Source organism: Antarctobacter sediminis, from assembly GCF_019218285.1.
Classification (GTDB): Bacteria; Pseudomonadota; Alphaproteobacteria; order Rhodobacterales; family Rhodobacteraceae; genus Antarctobacter; species Antarctobacter sediminis.
The window spans coordinates 593489-610372 of the sequence record NZ_JAHUZG010000003.1; the positions used below are offsets into that span (position 1 = coordinate 593489).

The 16884-nt window shown below is 62.9% G+C and carries 17 protein-coding genes and 1 tRNA gene; 12 read left to right on the forward strand and 6 right to left on the reverse strand.

Translation table 11 applies throughout. The annotated features are described in order from the left end of the window. Positions 1 to 165 precede the first annotated feature (165 nt). From KJP30_RS17885 to KJP30_RS17925, 9 genes are all read left to right on the forward strand, one after another. The gene (locus tag KJP30_RS17885) at positions 166 to 2130 is read left to right on the forward strand and encodes an AMP-binding protein (protein WP_218450694.1); all 1965 of its coding nucleotides are present in this window, start codon (positions 166 to 168) and stop codon (positions 2128 to 2130) included. A 172-nt stretch (positions 2131 to 2302) separates the two neighbouring features. Further along, positions 2303 to 3058 (forward strand): ABC transporter ATP-binding protein, encoded by a 756-nt coding sequence (locus KJP30_RS17890; protein WP_224874580.1) that lies wholly within the window; start codon positions 2303 to 2305, stop codon positions 3056 to 3058. 88 nt (positions 3059 to 3146) lie between these two features. Next, positions 3147 to 4136 (forward strand): branched-chain amino acid ABC transporter permease, encoded by a 990-nt coding sequence (locus KJP30_RS17895; protein ID WP_218450696.1) that lies wholly within the window; start codon positions 3147 to 3149, stop codon positions 4134 to 4136. A 67-nt stretch (positions 4137 to 4203) separates the two neighbouring features. Then, positions 4204 to 4452 (forward strand): hypothetical protein, encoded by a 249-nt coding sequence (locus tag KJP30_RS17900; RefSeq protein ID WP_218450697.1) that lies wholly within the window; start codon positions 4204 to 4206, stop codon positions 4450 to 4452. Between the two features lies 1 nt (position 4453). Next, positions 4454 to 4738 carry a hypothetical protein gene (locus KJP30_RS17905; protein ID WP_218450698.1) on the forward strand — a complete coding sequence of 95 codons (285 nt, stop codon included), beginning with the start codon at positions 4454 to 4456 and terminating at the stop codon, positions 4736 to 4738. Between the two features lie 48 nt (positions 4739 to 4786). Beyond that, complete coding sequence (locus tag KJP30_RS17910; protein WP_218450699.1) at positions 4787 to 5863, forward strand: branched-chain amino acid ABC transporter permease; 1077 nt, start codon at positions 4787 to 4789, stop codon at positions 5861 to 5863. Positions 5864 to 5949: 86 nt separating this feature from the next. Then, complete coding sequence (locus tag KJP30_RS17915; protein WP_218450700.1) at positions 5950 to 7242, forward strand: ABC transporter substrate-binding protein; 1293 nt, start codon at positions 5950 to 5952, stop codon at positions 7240 to 7242. Positions 7243 to 7353: 111 nt separating this feature from the next. Further along, positions 7354 to 8178: an ABC transporter ATP-binding protein gene (locus KJP30_RS17920; protein ID WP_218450701.1), complete on the forward strand. Its 825-nt coding sequence runs from the start codon at positions 7354 to 7356 to the stop codon at positions 8176 to 8178. 62 nt (positions 8179 to 8240) lie between these two features. Then, positions 8241 to 8624 (forward strand): cupin domain-containing protein, encoded by a 384-nt coding sequence (locus tag KJP30_RS17925; protein WP_218450702.1) that lies wholly within the window; start codon positions 8241 to 8243, stop codon positions 8622 to 8624. A gap of 87 nt (positions 8625 to 8711) precedes the next feature. On the opposite strand, the gene KJP30_RS17930 is transcribed toward KJP30_RS17925, so the two are convergent. Then, the gene (locus tag KJP30_RS17930; protein WP_218450703.1) at positions 8712 to 9569 is read right to left on the reverse strand and encodes a hypothetical protein; all 858 of its coding nucleotides are present in this window, start codon (positions 9567 to 9569) and stop codon (positions 8712 to 8714) included. 197 nt (positions 9570 to 9766) lie between these two features. Between KJP30_RS17930 and KJP30_RS17935 the strand changes: the two genes are divergently transcribed. Together KJP30_RS17935 and KJP30_RS17940 are read left to right on the forward strand one after the other, a co-directional pair. Further along, positions 9767 to 10939, forward strand: a complete 1173-nt coding sequence (locus KJP30_RS17935; protein ID WP_218450704.1) for a phenylacetate--CoA ligase family protein — start codon at positions 9767 to 9769, stop codon at positions 10937 to 10939. 186 nt (positions 10940 to 11125) lie between these two features. Then, complete coding sequence (locus KJP30_RS17940) at positions 11126 to 12811, forward strand: peptidoglycan-binding protein (protein ID WP_218450705.1); 1686 nt, start codon at positions 11126 to 11128, stop codon at positions 12809 to 12811. A 200-nt stretch (positions 12812 to 13011) separates the two neighbouring features. On the opposite strand, the gene ykgO is transcribed toward KJP30_RS17940, so the two are convergent. Next, a complete protein-coding gene (ykgO, locus tag KJP30_RS17945; protein ID WP_043136100.1) occupies positions 13012 to 13137 on the reverse strand; it encodes a type B 50S ribosomal protein L36 in 126 nt (41 codons plus the stop codon). Between the two features lie 98 nt (positions 13138 to 13235). Further along, positions 13236 to 13310 (reverse strand) — tRNA-Val (locus tag KJP30_RS17950). A 150-nt stretch (positions 13311 to 13460) separates the two neighbouring features. Between KJP30_RS17950 and KJP30_RS17955 the strand changes: the two genes are divergently transcribed. Continuing rightward, positions 13461 to 14324 (forward strand): N-formylglutamate amidohydrolase, encoded by an 864-nt coding sequence (locus tag KJP30_RS17955; RefSeq protein WP_218450706.1) that lies wholly within the window; start codon positions 13461 to 13463, stop codon positions 14322 to 14324. 8 nt (positions 14325 to 14332) lie between these two features. Here the strand turns inward: KJP30_RS17955 and lpxK are convergent, their stop codons facing one another. Genes lpxK through KJP30_RS17970 form a run of 3 tightly spaced genes read right to left on the reverse strand, consistent with a single transcriptional unit; the run spans position 14333 to position 16783 of the window. After that, positions 14333 to 15334 (reverse strand): tetraacyldisaccharide 4'-kinase, encoded by a 1002-nt coding sequence (gene lpxK / locus KJP30_RS17960; RefSeq protein ID WP_218450707.1) that lies wholly within the window; start codon positions 15332 to 15334, stop codon positions 14333 to 14335. Beyond that, a complete protein-coding gene (locus KJP30_RS17965) occupies positions 15334 to 16539 on the reverse strand; it encodes a 3-deoxy-D-manno-octulosonic acid transferase (protein WP_218450708.1) in 1206 nt (401 codons plus the stop codon). The genes lpxK and KJP30_RS17965 overlap by 1 nt, the downstream gene beginning before the upstream one ends. 4 nt (positions 16540 to 16543) lie before the next feature. Beyond that, the gene (locus KJP30_RS17970) at positions 16544 to 16783 is read right to left on the reverse strand and encodes a DUF4170 domain-containing protein (RefSeq protein ID WP_218450709.1); all 240 of its coding nucleotides are present in this window, start codon (positions 16781 to 16783) and stop codon (positions 16544 to 16546) included. Between the last annotated feature and the right edge of the window lie 101 nt (positions 16784 to 16884).

Below are 16884 nucleotides of genomic sequence, written 5' to 3' on the forward strand. Positions count from 1 at the left end.
TGTTACAATTCGTAAGGATTCGGAAAACCTCAGGAAAAAGTTGACCGCGAGGCTCTGACTTGCCCAAATACAGGCCAGAATCGCGACGAACAGCGAATGGCCCGTAACGCCGGGCAACACAGGGATGCCGGGCAACCGGCATGGGGAGGAAAAGACTTGGCACATATGGCTGAGGGCGTAGAAGGTCTGCGCTCCATTCCGGCACTGTTGCACCGCAATGCCACCGAGTTCGGCTCGGCACCTGCCTATCGCGAAAAGGAATACGGGATCTGGCAAAGCTGGACCTGGGCCGAAACCGAAAAGGAAATCGAGGCGCTGGCGCTGGGGCTGTTGAACCTCGGCGTGGCCGAGGGCGATCATATCGCCATCATCGGTCGCAACCGGCCCTACCTGTATTGGTCGATGGTGGCCGCGCAAAGCGTCGGCGCAGTACCCGTGCCGCTGTATCAGGACGCGGTGGCCGAAGAGATGGAATACGTGCTGGCCCATTGCGGCGCCCGTTTCGCCATCGTCGCGGATCAGGAACAGGCGGACAAGGTGATCGAGGTGCAGGACGATCTGCATCAGTTCGAACATCTGATCTATGTCGATCCGCGCGGCATGCGGAAATACGATCATTCGCATCTGCATCAATACAGCCACGTTCAGGATCAGGGGCGCGCGGCCTACGACGAATTCATCAATGAACTCAAGCGCCGCCGCGATAAGTTGGGGTATGACGACACCTGCGTGATGCTGTACACCAGCGGCACCACCGGCAAGCCCAAAGGCGTGGTCCTGTCGAACCGCAACATCATCGAAAGCGCGCGCTCGGCTTCGGATTTCGACAAGATCCGCCGCACCGATGATGTCTTGGCCTATCTGCCGATGGCTTGGGTCGGCGATTTCATCTTTTCGATCGGGCAGGGGTACTGGGCCGGGTTCTGCGTGAACTGCCCGGAATCGGCGGATACGCTGTTGACCGACCTCCGGGAAATCGCGCCCAGCTATTATTTTGCGCCGCCGCGGATTTTTGAAACGCAGCTGACGCAGATCATGATCCGGATGGAGGACGCCGGCAAATTCAAGAAGGCGATGTTCCATCACTTCATGGACCATGCGCGCCGGGTTGGCCCTTCGATTCTGGACGGCAAACCGGTGGGTGCACTGGATCGGCTGAAATATGCGTTGGGTGAATTCCTTGTCTACGGGCCGCTGAAGAACGCGTTGGGCTTTTCCAAGATCCGCGTGGGCTACACGGCCGGTGAGGCCATCGGGCCAGAGATCTTCTCGTTCTATCGCTCGATGGGGATCAACCTGAAACAGCTTTATGGCCAGACCGAGGCCAGCGTCTTTATCACCGTGCAGCCCGACGGTGAGGTGCGCGCCGATACCGTGGGCGTGCCCGCGCCGGGCGTCGAGTTGCGGATCGCCGAGAACGGAGAGGTCTTTTATCGCTCGCCGGGTGCGTTCGTGGAATATTACAACAACCCCGACAGTACGGCGGACACCAAGGATGCCGAAGGCTGGGTTGCGACGGGCGATGCCGGGTTTATCGAGGAAAGCAGTGGCCACCTGCGGATCATCGACCGCGCCAAGGACGTGGGCCAGATGGCGGATGGATCGCTGTTCGCGCCCAAATATGTCGAGAATAAGCTGAAGTTCTATCCCAATATCCTCGAAGCCGTGGTCTTTGGCTCGGGGCGGGATCGATGCACGGCCTTCCTCAACATCGACCTGACGGCGGTCGGAAACTGGGCTGAACGCAACAACATCGCCTATGCCTCGTATCAGGAACTGGCGGGTCACCCGCAGGTTCTGGATACGGTGCAGAAACATGTCGAAGAGGTGAACGAAAGCGTCGCCCAAGACGAGATGCTGTCCGGCTGCCAGATCCACCGGTTCATCATCCTGCACAAGGAACTGGACGCGGATGACGGCGAGATGACGCGGACCCGGAAGGTGCGCCGCAAGGTCATCGCCGAGAAATTCGAAGATCTTGTCACCGCTTTGTACGACGGATCCGACAGCGTCTACACCGAGACGGAAGTCACCTACGAGGACGGCCGCAAGGGCAAGATCAAGGCAACGCTGAACGTGCGGGACGCCAAGGTGGTTCCCGTGAAACCCAAGGCGATGGCGGCGGAATGATGGACGGACGCTCCCGCGCCTTTGGCGCGTATCGCCCCGCCCACCATCCCGCAGAGCACCCGAACGGCCAGCGAGACATGATTTTTGCCACCAAGACGAAGCAGGGGGTGGGCGCGTGAAAGATACCGAAGGATACGTCACCGCGGACGGCCGGCAGATCGGCGGCGTGTTGATGGAAATGAAGAACATCACCCTGAAATTCGGGGGGGTCACGGCGATTTCGGACATCTCCTTCGACATCCACGAAGGTGAGATCCGGGCCATCATCGGGCCGAACGGGGCCGGGAAGTCCTCGATGCTGAACATCATCTCGGGGTTCTACACCCCGACGATCGGAGAAGTCTGGTACAAGGGCGCGAAACGTCCGCCGATGAAGCCTTACGAAGTGGCCCGAATGGGTGTGGCGCGGACGTTCCAGAACATTGCTCTGTTCGAGGGAATGACCGTTCTGGACAATGTCATGACCGGCCGCCTGACACATATGAATGCTTCGATTCCGTCGCAGGCCCTGTGGTGGGGCCGGGCGCGCAACGAGGAAATGGAAAACCGCGAGATCGTCGAGAAAGTCATCGACTTCCTCGAGATCCAGTCGATCCGCAAGACCCCGGTGGGCCGTCTGCCTTATGGTCTGAAAAAGCGGGTGGAACTGGCCCGGGCCTTGGCGGCGGAGCCGTCGATCCTGCTGCTGGACGAACCAATGGCCGGCATGAACGTCGAGGAAAAAGAGGACATGAGCCGCTTTATTCTTGATGTGAACGACGAGTTCGGCACCACCATTGCGCTGATCGAACACGACATGGGCGTGGTCATGGACCTGAGCGACCGGGTCGTGGTGATGGATTACGGCAAAAAGATCGGTGACGGCACACCCGACGAGGTGCGCAACAACCAGGACGTGATCGACGCCTACCTCGGGGTGGCGCATTGAGCCATTTCGCGAAACCCGTCCCGGGCCTGACCCGGGACCTCCACCTCAACCATGAGGCCCCGGGGCAAGCCCGGGGCGGGGAGACCTCATGCTGAAAGACATCTTCGTTAACCCCTTCGTGGACATGGCCGAGGCGCCGGACCTGTTCCTGCAAACCCTGTGGGAAGGGCTGGTGTCCGGGGTGCTTTACGCGCTGATCGCGCTGGGCTTCGTTCTGATCTTCCGGTCCAGCCGGATCTTCAACTTTGCCCAAGGCATCATGGTCGTCTTCGCGGCACTGACGCTGGTTGGGCTGTTTACCTTCGGCCAGCCGATCGCGGCCAGCATTGGCCTGCCCTCCTGGGTGGTGGCGTGGATCGCGGTCATGCTGACTTTGGCCGTCATGTACGTGCTGGCCACCAGCATTGAACGCGTCGTGCTGCGCCCGTTGGTCGGGCAGCCGGACATCATCCTGTTCATGGCCACCATCGGGGTCAGCCTGTTCCTGATCGGTCTGGGAGAGATCATCTTTGGCGGTGAAAACAAGCAGATGATCACGTCGGATCTGGGCATCCCCACAGGAGAGACCCTGCTGGAACCCTGGGGCGGTCTGTTGATCCTGCCGCATCTGGACATCACCGTCGTGGTTGTTGGCGGCATTCTCGTTGCGGCGCTGCTGGCCTTCTTGAACTATACCAAGATGGGCCGCGCCATCCGCGCTTTGGGTGACGACCACCAAGCGGCGCTGTCGGTCGGAATCTCGATCCAGACAGTCTGGGTGCTGGTCTGGTTCATCGCTGGCATCATCGCGTTGGTCACGGGCATCGCATGGGGCGCACGCGCCGGGGTCAGCTTTGCGCTGGAGGTCATCGCCTACAAGGCGCTGCCGGTCCTGATGCTGGGCGGGCTGGAATCGATCACCGGGGCCATCGTCGGCGGCCTGTTGATCGGCGTGCTGGAAAAGCTGTTCGATGGCTACTGGGGCTACCCGATCCTTGGGGGCAACACCGAAACATGGTTTGCCTTTGTGCTGGCGTTGATCGTGCTGCTGTTCCGCCCGCAAGGCCTGTTCGGGGAGCGGATCATCGAAAGGGTCTAGGGCGGGGATTTCCCCGCCACACCCGGACCGGCCCGCCCAAGGGCCGCCAAACGAGGAGCCAACTGCCATGTCAAAGCTGATAGCCATCCTGAACGTGATTGCCTGGGCCGGGTTCTGGGCCTTTGGATACCTTGCCCTGACAGCCGATCCGGCAAAGGGCGGCAGCATGGTAATCGCGCTGCTTTTGGCGGCGGGTGGCGGCGCAGTCGGCATGTGGGCTTATTTCTGGCTGGTCCGTCACAGCGAGGCGACGGGCTATGCCAAACCGGCGGCCAGCCGGCCCCGGTTCGATGTCGACGAAGGGCTGGAGCATTGAGATGAACGCGCCGCTTGAAAAGAAACAGACAACTCGCCCGGTGCAGCGGCCCGATCCGGGCATGGCGGACATTGCGCGCGGCGCCAATGGTCTGGGCGAAATGGAAGACACGGTGCGGGTGACACACGCCATGACCGGCATGATGTCGGCTGGCATGCACGGGGCGCTGGCGATCGGGTTGTCCGGCGCGGCGATGACGCTCGGCATGATGGCGCGGCTCACCAGTTTCGGCGCAGGGCTGCGCCGGAACGAAGAGGACAAGGGCGACGGGGGCGCGGCGGGCTGACGCCGGCCGGGACCTTCGACACAGAGACTTAGAGAATAGGACGACGAGATGCTCTATCGCACGGCGGGACAGTTCAAGACGACATATGAGGCGGATCAGGCGCTGTTCCCGGTCAAGCAGGATGCCTTCCTGCTGGGGATCATCCTGTTGCTGGTCTGGGTGATCTTTCCCCTGACGGCGAGCGAATTCGCCTTTCAAACCCTGCTGATCCCCATCCTGATCTATTCGCTGGCGGCGCTGGGTTTGAACATCCTCACCGGCTATGCCGGGCAGCTTTCGCTGGGAACCGCCGCCTTCATGGGGGTGGGGGCCTATGCCTGCTACAAGATGATCACCATCATGCCCTGGATGAACCCGATCATCGCGATCCTGCTGTCGGGTATCTTCAGCGCGGGCGTCGGCGTGGCCTTTGGCATTCCCAGCCTGCGGATCAAGGGCTTTTACCTTGCCATCGCCACGCTGGCGGCACAGTTCTTCCTTGTCTGGCTGTTCGAAAAATGGGCCTGGCTGTACAACTACAACGCCTCGGGCGCGATCCAGGTGCCGAACCTTGATATTTTTGGCATCTATGTCTCGGGTCCGCAGGCATCGTCGATCATCCAGTACTACGTGGTTCTGTTCATCGTCTGCCTGCTGACATGGCTGTGCATCAACCTGACGCGCGGCAACCTTGGCCGGACGTGGAAAGCGACGCGCGACATGGACATCGCGGCGGAACTGATCGGCATCAACCTGATGCGGTCAAAGCTGACGGCTTTTGCGATCTCGTCCTACATCGTGGGCGTGGCCGGGGCGCTGTTCGTCTTTATGTGGCGCGGCGCGGCAGAGCCGAATCTTTTCGACATTCCGCTGTCGTTCCGCATCCTGTTCATTGCGATCATCGGCGGGCTTGGGTCGATCCTTGGCAACTATCTGGGCGCGATCCTGATCGTCGGGCTGCCGGTTGTGCTGAACCTACTGCCCGAGGTGCTGGGCATCCCGCTGTCTTCGTCGATGGTGGAACATCTGAACATCATGATCGTCGGTTCGCTGATCGTCTTTTTCCTGATCGTCGAACCGCACGGGCTGGCTCAACTGTGGCGCCTGCTGCGTGAGAAACTGATCCTCTGGCCGTTCCCCTACTAAGCCGGGCGGCCTGCGGCGGGCGGAGGAGGCCCGCCGGGGACAAAAGACAAGTGATACGAAGTGAGACATTCCAAGGGAGGAAAGACATGAAACACTTCACCAAACTGGCCCTGGCAGGTGCGTTGGCCGCACTGACCTCGGGCGCGGTGCAGGCACAGGAGCTGTACACTCCGAACCTCGCCTACCGGACCGGTCCTTTTGCTGCCACCGGCATTCCGCTGATGAACGGTCAGGCCGACTATCTGGCGATGCTGAACGCCCGTGATGGCGGCATCGGCGGCATCATGATCAACGCCGAGGAATGCGAAACCGGCTATTCCACCGAAAAAGGCGTGGAATGCTATGAAAAGACCAAGAGCAAGGCCATCGTGACCCAGCCGTGGTCGACCGGCATCACCTTGCAGGTTCTGCCGAAAACCAACGTGGACAATATCCCGATCCTCGCGCCGGGCTATGGTTTCAGCCCGATGATGGACGGCAAGACCTTCCAGTGGGCCTATAACACCCCGGGCGGCTATTGGGATGCTGCCGACATGATCATCCAGTTCATCGAAGAACAGGGCGATCTGAAGGGTAAAAAGGTCGCTTTCCTGCACCTGGATCACCCCTTTGGCAAGGAACCCCTGCCGGTTCTCGAAGCGGCGGCCGAAGCCAAGGGCTTTGAGCTGAACCCGATCCCGGTCGGCCTGAAGGAAATGCAGAACCAGTCCGCCCAGTGGCTGCAAATCCGCCGGATGCGTCCTGACTACGTGATCATGTGGGGCTGGGGCGCGATGAACGCGGGGGCCATCACCGAAGCGGTCAAGACCAAGTTCCCGATGGAAAACTTCCTGGGTGTCTGGTGGTCGGGCCACGACGCTGACCTTGCCATCGTCGGTGAGGCGGGCAAGGGCTACAAGTCGATCAGCTGGTCCTACCCGAACATGGATGCGCCGGTCATGGCCGACATCCAGAAATATGTCATCGACGAGGGTAAGTCCAAGACGGACGACACCGAGATGAAAGGCGTGTTCTACTCGCGCGGGATCATCATCTCGGCCATCCTTGCCGAAGGTATCCGCGTGGCGCAGGCCGAATACGGTACGCCGGAAATCAACGCCGAACAGCTGCGTTGGGGCCTCGAAAACCTCGACATGAACGAAGCGCGCCTCGAAGAGCTGGGCCTGACCGGCATGGTGCCGCCGTTTTCGACCTCCTGTGACAACCACACCGGTCACGCCGGTGGCTGGATGCTGGAATGGGACGGCGAGAAGTTCGTCAAGGTGTCGGACCTGCTGACGCCGAACACCGATGGCTACAAGGCCCTGGCTGCGGAAAAGGCGAAGGAATACGCCGACGCCAACGCACCCTGGCCGGTCAACGAAAGCTGTGGCGGCTAAGCTGACCCTTCCCCCCGGCGGCGCTGTCGTCGCCGGGGATCTTTAAGCAATCTTCGCAGGAAAAGCGGCAGGGGCGGCAAAGACGCGTCCCGCTATGCAAGGAAACAGACAATGCTGGATGCAGGCCGGACGGGCGATACGCTGCTTGAGGTCAACAATATCGAGGTGATCTACAACCACGTGATCCTCGTGCTGAAGGGCGTGAGCCTGACGGTGAAACAGGGCGGGATCACCGCGCTTCTTGGCGGCAACGGCGCGGGCAAGACCACGACGCTGAAGGCGATTTCGAACCTTCTGCATTCCGAACGCGGCGAGGTGACGAAAGGGTCGATCATCTACAAGGGTGAACGGGTGCAGGATCTGGATCCGGCGGCTCTGGTCAAACGCGGCGTGATCCAGGTGATGGAAGGCCGTCATTGCTTTGAACACCTGACCGTCGAGGAAAACCTGCTGACCGGCGCCTATACGCGCAAGGACGGCAAGGGCGCGGTCGAAGCGGACCTTCAGATGGTCTATGACTATTTCCCGCGCCTCAAGGAACGGCGCAAAAGCCAGGCGGGCTATACTTCGGGGGGCGAACAGCAGATGTGCGCCATCGGCCGCGCCTTGATGAGCCGCCCCGAGACGATCCTTCTGGACGAACCCAGCATGGGGCTTGCGCCGCAGTTGGTGGAACAGATCTTTGAAATCGTGAAATCGGTGAACGAGCAGGAAGGTGTTTCCTTCCTTCTGGCCGAGCAGAACACCAACGTCGCGCTGAAATACGCGCATTCCGGGTACATTCTGGAAAATGGCCGCGTCGTGATGGATGGCCCCGCCGCCGAACTGCGCGAGAACCCCGACGTCAAGGAGTTCTACCTTGGTATGTCCGACGAAGGGCGCAAGTCCTTCCGCGACGTGCGGTCCTATCGTCGCCGCAAGCGTTGGCTGGCCTGAGCTGCCACAGCCGCGATCTGTCCGCCGGGCACCCTGTCCGGCCTTATCGAAGGAGTGATGCCGTGATCCGTCTTGCCCTTGCCAGCGTGGCCTTTCTGGCCGCGGCCCCTTTGCATGCCAGCGATCTGGTCCTGCATGAGATCCTCTCCGAGCAGCCCTTGTCGGACGCGGAAAACATGAAGGTGGTGATCAGCCGCGTAACGCTCAAGCCCGGCGGAACGATCGAACGCATGGCGCATCCCGGTGACATGCACGCCGTGATCCTGACGGGCGGCACCGTGGAACTGGGGGATGGCGAACAACGCATCCTTGATGACGGCACAGTGGTCTTTCGGTCGGCGGGCGTGGCCTATGGTCCGGCGCGCAACATTGGCAGCGGCGATATCGAGATCCTCGTAACCCATGTGGTCAACGTGCTGGAACCCTTTTCCTGGCCGGTCGAGTGAGCCGATGAACCTTGCCTCTGTCACCGTTGGCCGTTGCGCCGACCCTCGCCCCTTGGTGGCGCGGCGCCTGTCCGGTGGCGGCGGGCGTCATCTGGCGGGGGCATTCACCTCGGTTCTGCGGGTGGGGCGATAGTCGTGACCTGCCCGCAATTCCTCGATCCGGATCAACGCTTCGTCGCGTGTGTTGCGGATGTTGGGACGGAAGTCCTGGCTTTCGGCGCGCAGGCGAATGTCCGCCTCGGTTTCCGACCCGGGCGCATAGCGGACCGATCCCAGAGAATGTTCGAGGTTCAGCTTTTTGCCTCGGTGCGCGTATTGCACCCAAGCTGCGGGCAGGATCTGCGTACCCTCATAATTGATGAGAAAAAACCACCGGTGCCCGCCGCTGTCGGCAATGCGCCGTTCGATGTGATCGTAGAAATCATTGACATCGCGCGAGTGGTGAAAGGTGAACCACGAGAAATCGACCTCCATGATCTGCTGATCCGCGTCAAAGGAAAGACGGTTGAAAAAGTCGCTTTCGACATAGTTCGGATCATGCTGGACCTTGCGCCGCCGTTGCGACGGCATCTGGCCGATCCGCACAAGCGCGTCAGCACGATTGGTGAAAAGATTGGGGTCAAAGGCCTCGGTCCGGGCGTGACGCTCGATCTGGGCGACGGTTTCCGGCGAGGCATCAAATCGGACCGATCCCATGGAATGCGCAAGGTTCAACGCCTTGCCGCGGCGGGCGTAGGCGACCCAGGCGCTGCTGTCGATGCGGGTGCCGTTAAGATTGACGAGGAAGAACCACAGTTCCTCACCTGTCTGGGCGATGCGCTCTTCGATGCGGTCGTAGAACCGGTTGACGGTGGCCGAACTGTCAAAGGTGAAGTCCGAGAAATCGGCCTCCATCAACTGGCGTTCGTCATCGAACCGGATCCGGCTGTCGAAGTCATGCGGCATCGCGGGGCCTCCTCTCCCTCGGGTTTCGGGCAGTTTATGGGCCGCTTTGGCGGTCCACCTTGTTTCAGATCAACGTCTTTGACGTTGCGGAAGGTCAGGGCGGCGGGTCACCGCCGAACCGCCGTCTCGCGGCGCGGGACAGGCAAGGCCGGGGGCAACAGATCCTCCGGCGCACAGGATTTTCGAAGGAGAGCGTGATGAGCACCTATTTCGACGAGCTGGAGACGCGCTCGCGCGATGCGCGGGAGGCGGCGCAACTGGAGGCGTTGAACGTCCAGCTGGCGCGCAATGGAATGGAGGCGCTGGAAAGCCTTGCAGACCTCGCGGCGCTGCCGGTGCTGCGCAAGTCCGACCTTGTGGCCAGGCAGGCGGAACAGCCGCCCTTTGGCGGTCTGCCGGTCAGCAATCTGGCGCATGTGTTCCAAAGCCCCGGGCCGATTTATGAACCGGGCGGCATCAGCCATGACTGGTGGCGCATGGGGCGGTTCCTGAATGCCTGTGGCATTGGCCGTGGTGACATCGTGCAAAACTGTTTTGGCTATCACCTGACGCCCGCCGGAATGATCTTTGAAAGCGGCGCACGGGCCGTGGGGGCGGCCGTGCTGCCAGCGGGCACCGGTCAGACCGAGCTTCAGGCGCGGGCGGCGCATGACATTGGCGTCACGGCTTATGCGGGCACGCCTGATTATCTGAAGGTGATCCTTGAAAAGGCCGACGCCATGGGGCTGGAACTCAAGATCACTCGGGCCGGAGTCGGCGGCGGGGCATTGTTCCCCTCTTTGCGACAGTATTATGCCGACCGCGGCATTCAGTGCCTTCAGTGTTATGCGACCGCGGATCTTGGTAACATTGCCTACGAAAGCCCGGCACAAGAGGGGATGATCCTTGATGAGCATGTGATCGTCGAAATCGTCACTCCGGGCACCGGCGATCCCGTGGCCGAGGGCGAGGTCGGAGAGGTTGTCGTGACCACGCTGAACCCTGACTATCCGCTGATCCGGTTTGCCACCGGCGATCTGAGCGCGGTTCTGCCCGGGGAAAGCCCCTGTGGCCGCACCAACATGCGCATCAAGGGCTGGATGGGTCGCGCGGACCAGACAACCAAGATCAAAGGCATGTTCGTCCGCCCTGAACAGGTCGCGCAACTGGTGGCGAAACACGCTGAAATCGCGCGCGCCCGCGTGGTGGCCAGCCGCGAAGGCGAGATGGACGTGATGACCGTGCGGATCGAAACCGAGGCCGGCGATGCCTCGGCCTATGAGGGCAGCGTGGCCGAGGTGCTGAAACTCAAGGGCAAGGTCGAACTGGTCGCGCCCGGCGCCTTGCCGCGCGACGGTCTGGTGATCGAGGATCAGCGCAGCTACGACTGATCGTCGAGGCCCGTTGGCCACCACACATGGGACTTTGCAGAAGGCGCCGCATCGGCGCCTTCTTGCGTGTCGGGGGCAGGCGGGGGGCAACTGGCAAACTGCCGCCCATTTTCCCCGGTCTTGCCGCTTGTCCTGTTGCCTGTTGGCAGTAGGCTTGCAGCAGACCATACGACGGGGAGTAAGCTCATGCGGATTTTGGCCCTGGCCCTTGCGGGCGCGGTTCTGGGCGCGAGCAGCGCCTTGGCAACGGGGGATGCTCTGGTGATCGGCAACAGCCGGTACACGGCGGTTCAGACCCTCTTTGGTGCCCAGCGTGTCGCGGCGGCGGCGGATGCGCTTTATGAAAAGGGCTTTGACGTTTCCATGGTGCAGGACGCGGATGCCGCCGAGATGCGCCGCGCCTTCGCCGAGTTCGCGGAAATGCTGGACGATGACGGCGGGCCGGTGGTGATCCTGCTGTCCGGTGCCTTCGTGCATGGCGTCGGCGGCAGCTATCTTGTCCCCGTGACGGGCAATGGCCGAATAGACGAGGCCGAAGTTCTGGTGCAGGGCTTTCCACTGGATGCGGCGCTGTCGGTGCTGTCGGCCTATCAGGGGCGGGCCTTTCTGGTTCTGGGCGAAAACGCGGCCGATCCGGAATTGGGGGCTTTCCTGTCCTCGGGATTGGGCAAGCTTGATATACCGCAAGGGGTGACGGTGATTCGCGGTCCGGCGGTGGATGTCGCCCGTTACGCGGCGCGGGATATGGCACGGTCCGGACGGTTCGTGCTGCGCGCGGCGATCGAATATGAACTGGATGTCGAGGGGTACGCGCCGCACACGCATGTCATCGTCCTGCCCGAGGATGTTGCCAAGCTCCGCGGCGCGACCGAACCGCCGCGCCCCGATCCAACGGCCATCAGCCGCGCGGCGGACGATGCGGCCTGGCGGCTGGCGCAAGAGGCGGATTCGGCAGATGGCTATCGGACATATCTGGACGGCTTTCCCGAAGGGCTGCATGCGAACGCGGCGCGTCAGCGGCTGAATGCGCTGGATTCCGAGCCTTTCTACCGGGAGCGCCGGGTCGAGGAAGGGCTGGAACTGACCCGTGATCAACGGCGCAGCATCCAGCGGGCGCTTTCGATTCTGGGATATGACACGCGCGGCATCGACGGGATCTTTGGCAGCGGAACGCGCAAGGCGGTGACCGAATGGCAGGTGGCCTCGGGGCTGCCGGAAAGCGGCTATCTTGACCGAAGCCAGATCAACCGCCTTCAGACACAGGCCGCTGCCCGCGCCGAGGAACTGGAACGCGAGGCCGAGCGACGCCGCGTCGAGCGCGAATTGGCAGAACGCCAGTATTGGGAAGAGGTTGAACGGCGCGGCGATGAGGCCGGATTCCGTGACTACTTGCAGAAATACCCAGAGGGTCGATTCGCCGGGCAGGCGCGGGCCGTTCTGAAAGAGATCGACGAACGGCGCGCGGAACAGGCCGCGGGTCAGGATCGGCGCGATTGGGCGCAGGCGGCCCAGACCAACACGGTGCCCGCATATCGTGCCTATCTGCGTGACTGGCCCAACGGCGCTTTCCGCGCCGAAGCGGAACAGCGGATCGCGCTTTTGGGGCAAGATGCCGAAAAGATGCGGGATGCCGCCGCGGCCCGAAAGGAAGAGCAGGCGATGAACCTGAATTTCATCGCGCGCCAGATTGCCGAACAACGGCTGGATCAGCTTGGGATGAAGCCCGGCAAGGTGGACGGCCGATTTGACGACAACACCCGCGCAGCCTTGCGCCGCTATCAGGATTCGCGCGGCCTGCGGGTGTCGGGTTTTCTGGACGAACAGACGGTTGTCCGGCTGTTGGCGGATGGAATCGTGGGCGGGCGCAACTGACTATCAGCGATCCGGGGCGGCGATTGATTCGCCGGCCTCCGGGCCAGTGTCGGGATCTGCTGCGTGGCCTGCCGGGGAAAGGTCCAGACAAGCAAAGACCCCGCAGGCGTGGCCAGCGGGGTCTTTTCTGATTGCGGTCCGGGTTGCCCCGGTGGTCCCTCAGAGGATCCAGCATATCGCCAGAACGGCGATACTGCGGTTCAGCCCTGACGAGCCTTGAATTTCCGCTGCGTCTTGTTGATCACGTAGACGCGGCCCTTACGGCGCACAACGCGGCAGTCGCGGTGGCGCTTTTTGAGCGAGCGGAGCGAGTTTACGACCTTCATCGTCATCTCCTGTCGTCGCGGCGCGCGAGCGCCATTGGTTGCGGCCAATACCCGGTTCTCCGAGAGGCAAGCCCCCCGGCGACCGGGTGATGAATTCATGGTGGGCGATACTGGGATCGAACCAGTGACCCCTTCGATGTCAACGAAGTGCTCTACCGCTGAGCTAACCGCCCTATATGACCCTTGCACACCCTCCCAGAACCCTTGTGAAGTCCTCGGTGCTGCGCTCCGGTGGAGGGTCTATAAATGGCTTCTCAGCGGGGATCAAGGGCTTTTGGCTAGAGATGAATTTGGTCTATTCTCGACCGCGAAAAGGAGAGCGGATGCCCGAAACCTCTTATCATTTGCACCTGCCAGAGGCCCCCACCTCCTGCGTGGTTTTTGCTTCGCCGCATTCGGGGCGGGACTATCCGCAAAGCTTTCTGAGCACCACGATTCTCGACGCACATGGCATCCGGACCTCGGAAGACGCCTATGTTGACCGTCTGTTCGACTGTGCGCCGCAATTCGGGGCCGCATTGCTATGTGCGAATGCGCCGCGTGCCTATGTGGATCTCAACCGCGCCGCGGATGAACTGGACCCGGCCCTGATCGAAGGGTTGCGGCGCGGTGGGCATAATCCGCGTGTGGCCAGCGGACTGGGCGTGGTACCTCGGGTCGTGGCAAATGGCCGGGCGATCTATCGCGGCAAGCTGACGCGGGTCGAGGCTGACAGCCGAATCACGCGCATCTGGCAGCCCTATCACGACCGTTTGCAGGAATTGCTCTCTGAGGCACGGAGCCGATTCGGGCAGGCGATCCTGATCGACTGTCATTCGATGCCGCACGAGGCGCTGGATGGCACGCACCGGTCAGGCGGTCGTCGCCCGGAAATCGTGATCGGCGATCGGTTCGGCGCGTCGGCCCGCCCCGAGATCGTCGAACGTGTCGAGGCCGCGTTTGCCGCCGCTGGTTTCGTGGTCGCGCGGAATGCGCCCTTTGCCGGAGCCTATACGACCCAGCACTACGGACGCCCTGCGCGCAAACAACATGCCGTTCAGGTGGAAATCGACCGGGCCATTTACATGGATGAGGCGCGAATCACGCCCCGGCCTGACTTTGAGGCGGTGCGCGACCAGCTGCGGGGCGTGGTGGCGGAACTGGCCGCGCTTGGCGGCGAAGACACCCGGCAACTGGCCGCCGAATAGCTCTGGCGTCAGCCGGTTTTGGGAAACAGCCGGTCCAACTCTGCGTCCAATGGGGCGGGGTCTGTGATCTCTAGCCGGACAGGCAGGGTCAGCACTTCGTGTCGCACCTCTGCGGGCAGGCGCACGGCGTCCTTTTCCGTTGTGACCAGTTGCGCGCCCAGCAGTTGCGATTCACGCAGCAGGCGGGTGATCAGCGCCGGTGTAAAGGGTTGATGGTCCTCCAGCGCCTCGGCACGTCGGATGTCGGCCCCCAGTCCGCGCAGGGTGGCAAAGAATTTTTCCGGATGCCCGATCCCTGCAAACGCCAGTGTCGGCAGGCCGTCCCAATCCATGCCAGTTTGCAGCGGCGCAAGCTGCCCGGTCAGATGCGGCAAGGTCACTTGCCGCCCCCAAGTTTCGGCAAAGCGTTTCTGGGCCGCGGCTGCGCCGATGGACAGCAACAGGTCGCCGCGGGCCAGCCCCTTGGCAACAGGTTCGCGCAAGGGGCCCGCGGGCAGGCAGCGCCCGTTTCCGAATCCCGCAACCGCATCGACGCAGATCACGGTCAGGTCCTTGGCCACGTCGGGGTTCTGCAAGCCGTCGTCCAACAGGATGACATCCGCGCCCGCGGCTTCGGCGGCTTTGGCCCCGGCGGCGCGGTCCTTGGCCACCCAAGCGGGGCAAAAGGCGGCGATCAGCAGGGGTTCATCGCCAGTGTCCTCGGCTGTGTGGCCGTAAGGATCAACCTGAATCGGTCCGGTCAGTTGCCCGCCATAGCCGCGTGACACCACATGCGGGGTCAGCCCGCGTGAGATCAGGCGCTGGACCAGCGCGATCACGGTCGGGGTCTTGCCTGTGCCGCCCGCATTGACGTTTCCAACGCAGATGACAGGCACGCCGGGCCGCGCCCGGGCCGGGCGGGCCACCCGGCGGGCCGTGGCCCCGGCGGTCAACCAACCCAGCGGCGCAAGCACGCGGGCCTGCCATGCCGGTGCATCCGGCGGCGTTTGCCAGAATCGGGGCGGGCGCATCAGGCCGAGGCCTCTGCATCGAGATGTTCAAAGACCTCGGCCAGCACGCGGTCGACCAGTTGCGCACCCGAAGAAATCACGTCCCAGCCTGCATGGGCCATGGTGGCGGCCTGATCCGGCGCAACCAGATGCGACACCGCCGCCCCCAGCGAGTCGGCGTCTCGCACGATCCGGGCCGCGCCTGCGCTGACCAACCGGGAATAGGCTTCGAGGTGGCCCCCCACGTTCGGACCGTACAGCACCGCAGTGCCCAGAGCCGCCGCCTCGAACGGGTCTTCGCCGCTGCCGCCGGTGGTCAGTGATCCGCCGACAAAGGCCAGCGGTGCCAGCCTGTACCATAGGCCCAGTTCCTCGGGGCCGCCCGCCAGCAGGATCTGGGTGTTTTCATCGGGCATCTCGCCATTTTCCCAGTCGCAGACACGCATCTGGTCGCCGCGTACCATGCGGGCGATCCGCGCGGCATCGGCGGCGCTTTGCGGCGCGATCACCAGCAAAAGCCGATGGGCGAGGCGGCTGGCCTGCCTGTGGGCGTACAGCACGTCCCCGGCTTCGTCCGCGCGCAGGCGGGCCGCCAGCCAGACAGGGCGACCGGCCAGGAGGCCCGTGATTTCCTCGTGCAATCCGTCCGCGCATTCCAGCGGCGCCTCGGTGTCAAGGAAGGGGGTGGCGTCATGTACGCGGGTGCCTTCGATTCCCAGCCGACGCAGGCGGCGGCTGGCCTCGGGGCCGGTGGTATACAGGCTGTGGAACAGCGACAGCACCGCCGGCGCGGGATCGGGAAGCCAGCGCGGGGCCTCGGCCTGAAAAGGCGTATCGGACAGGCCAAGCGCAATCATGTGGCTGCCGGATTCCGCAAGGGCGGTCAGCAGGCCGGGGCGCAGGGTTTGACCGGTCCACAGCGTTACATCCGGGCGCAGGCGGCGGACGGTGCGCAGGTCTTCGGCTGAGACGTCGCGGGGCAGGGGAACGCCGGGGGTGCCATTGCGACCGTTCGGGCGGCCGCTGAGCCAGAAGGTGATCTCGGGGCGCTGGACGGTCAGTCGCGCCGCAAGACTGGCCATGGCGCGGCCGCTTTCGCGATCTTCGGCAAAACCCCAGACCAGCGGGCCGGTGGGGCGCTGCGGCCATGTCGGAGCTTCGCCGGGGGCGGACGCGCTGCGCGCATAGGCCAGGTAGGCCGACAGACTCAGCGCCCGGCGCACCATGGGATCAGCCCAGTTCCTCGGTCGAGGACGCCTCTTGGCCTTCTTCGCGCAAGCGGTGCAGGTGGGCGATGAAATAGCGCATGTGGGCATTGTCCACGGTACGCTGCGCCTCTGCCTTCCAGGCGTTGTAGGCCTCTTGATAGTTCGGAAAGATGCCGACGACATGCAGGTCGTTGACGTCCTTGAAGACTGTTTTCGTCGGATCGACGAGTTCGCCGCCGAAGACAAGGTGAAGGCGTTGCATGGGCGCGATCCTCTGCTGTGACGCGTTGCGCGCGACCCTAGCGATACCGCGCAAAGGGTCAAGCCGGGGCGCGGGGCGGGACCAGTTCGCGCCGATCATTT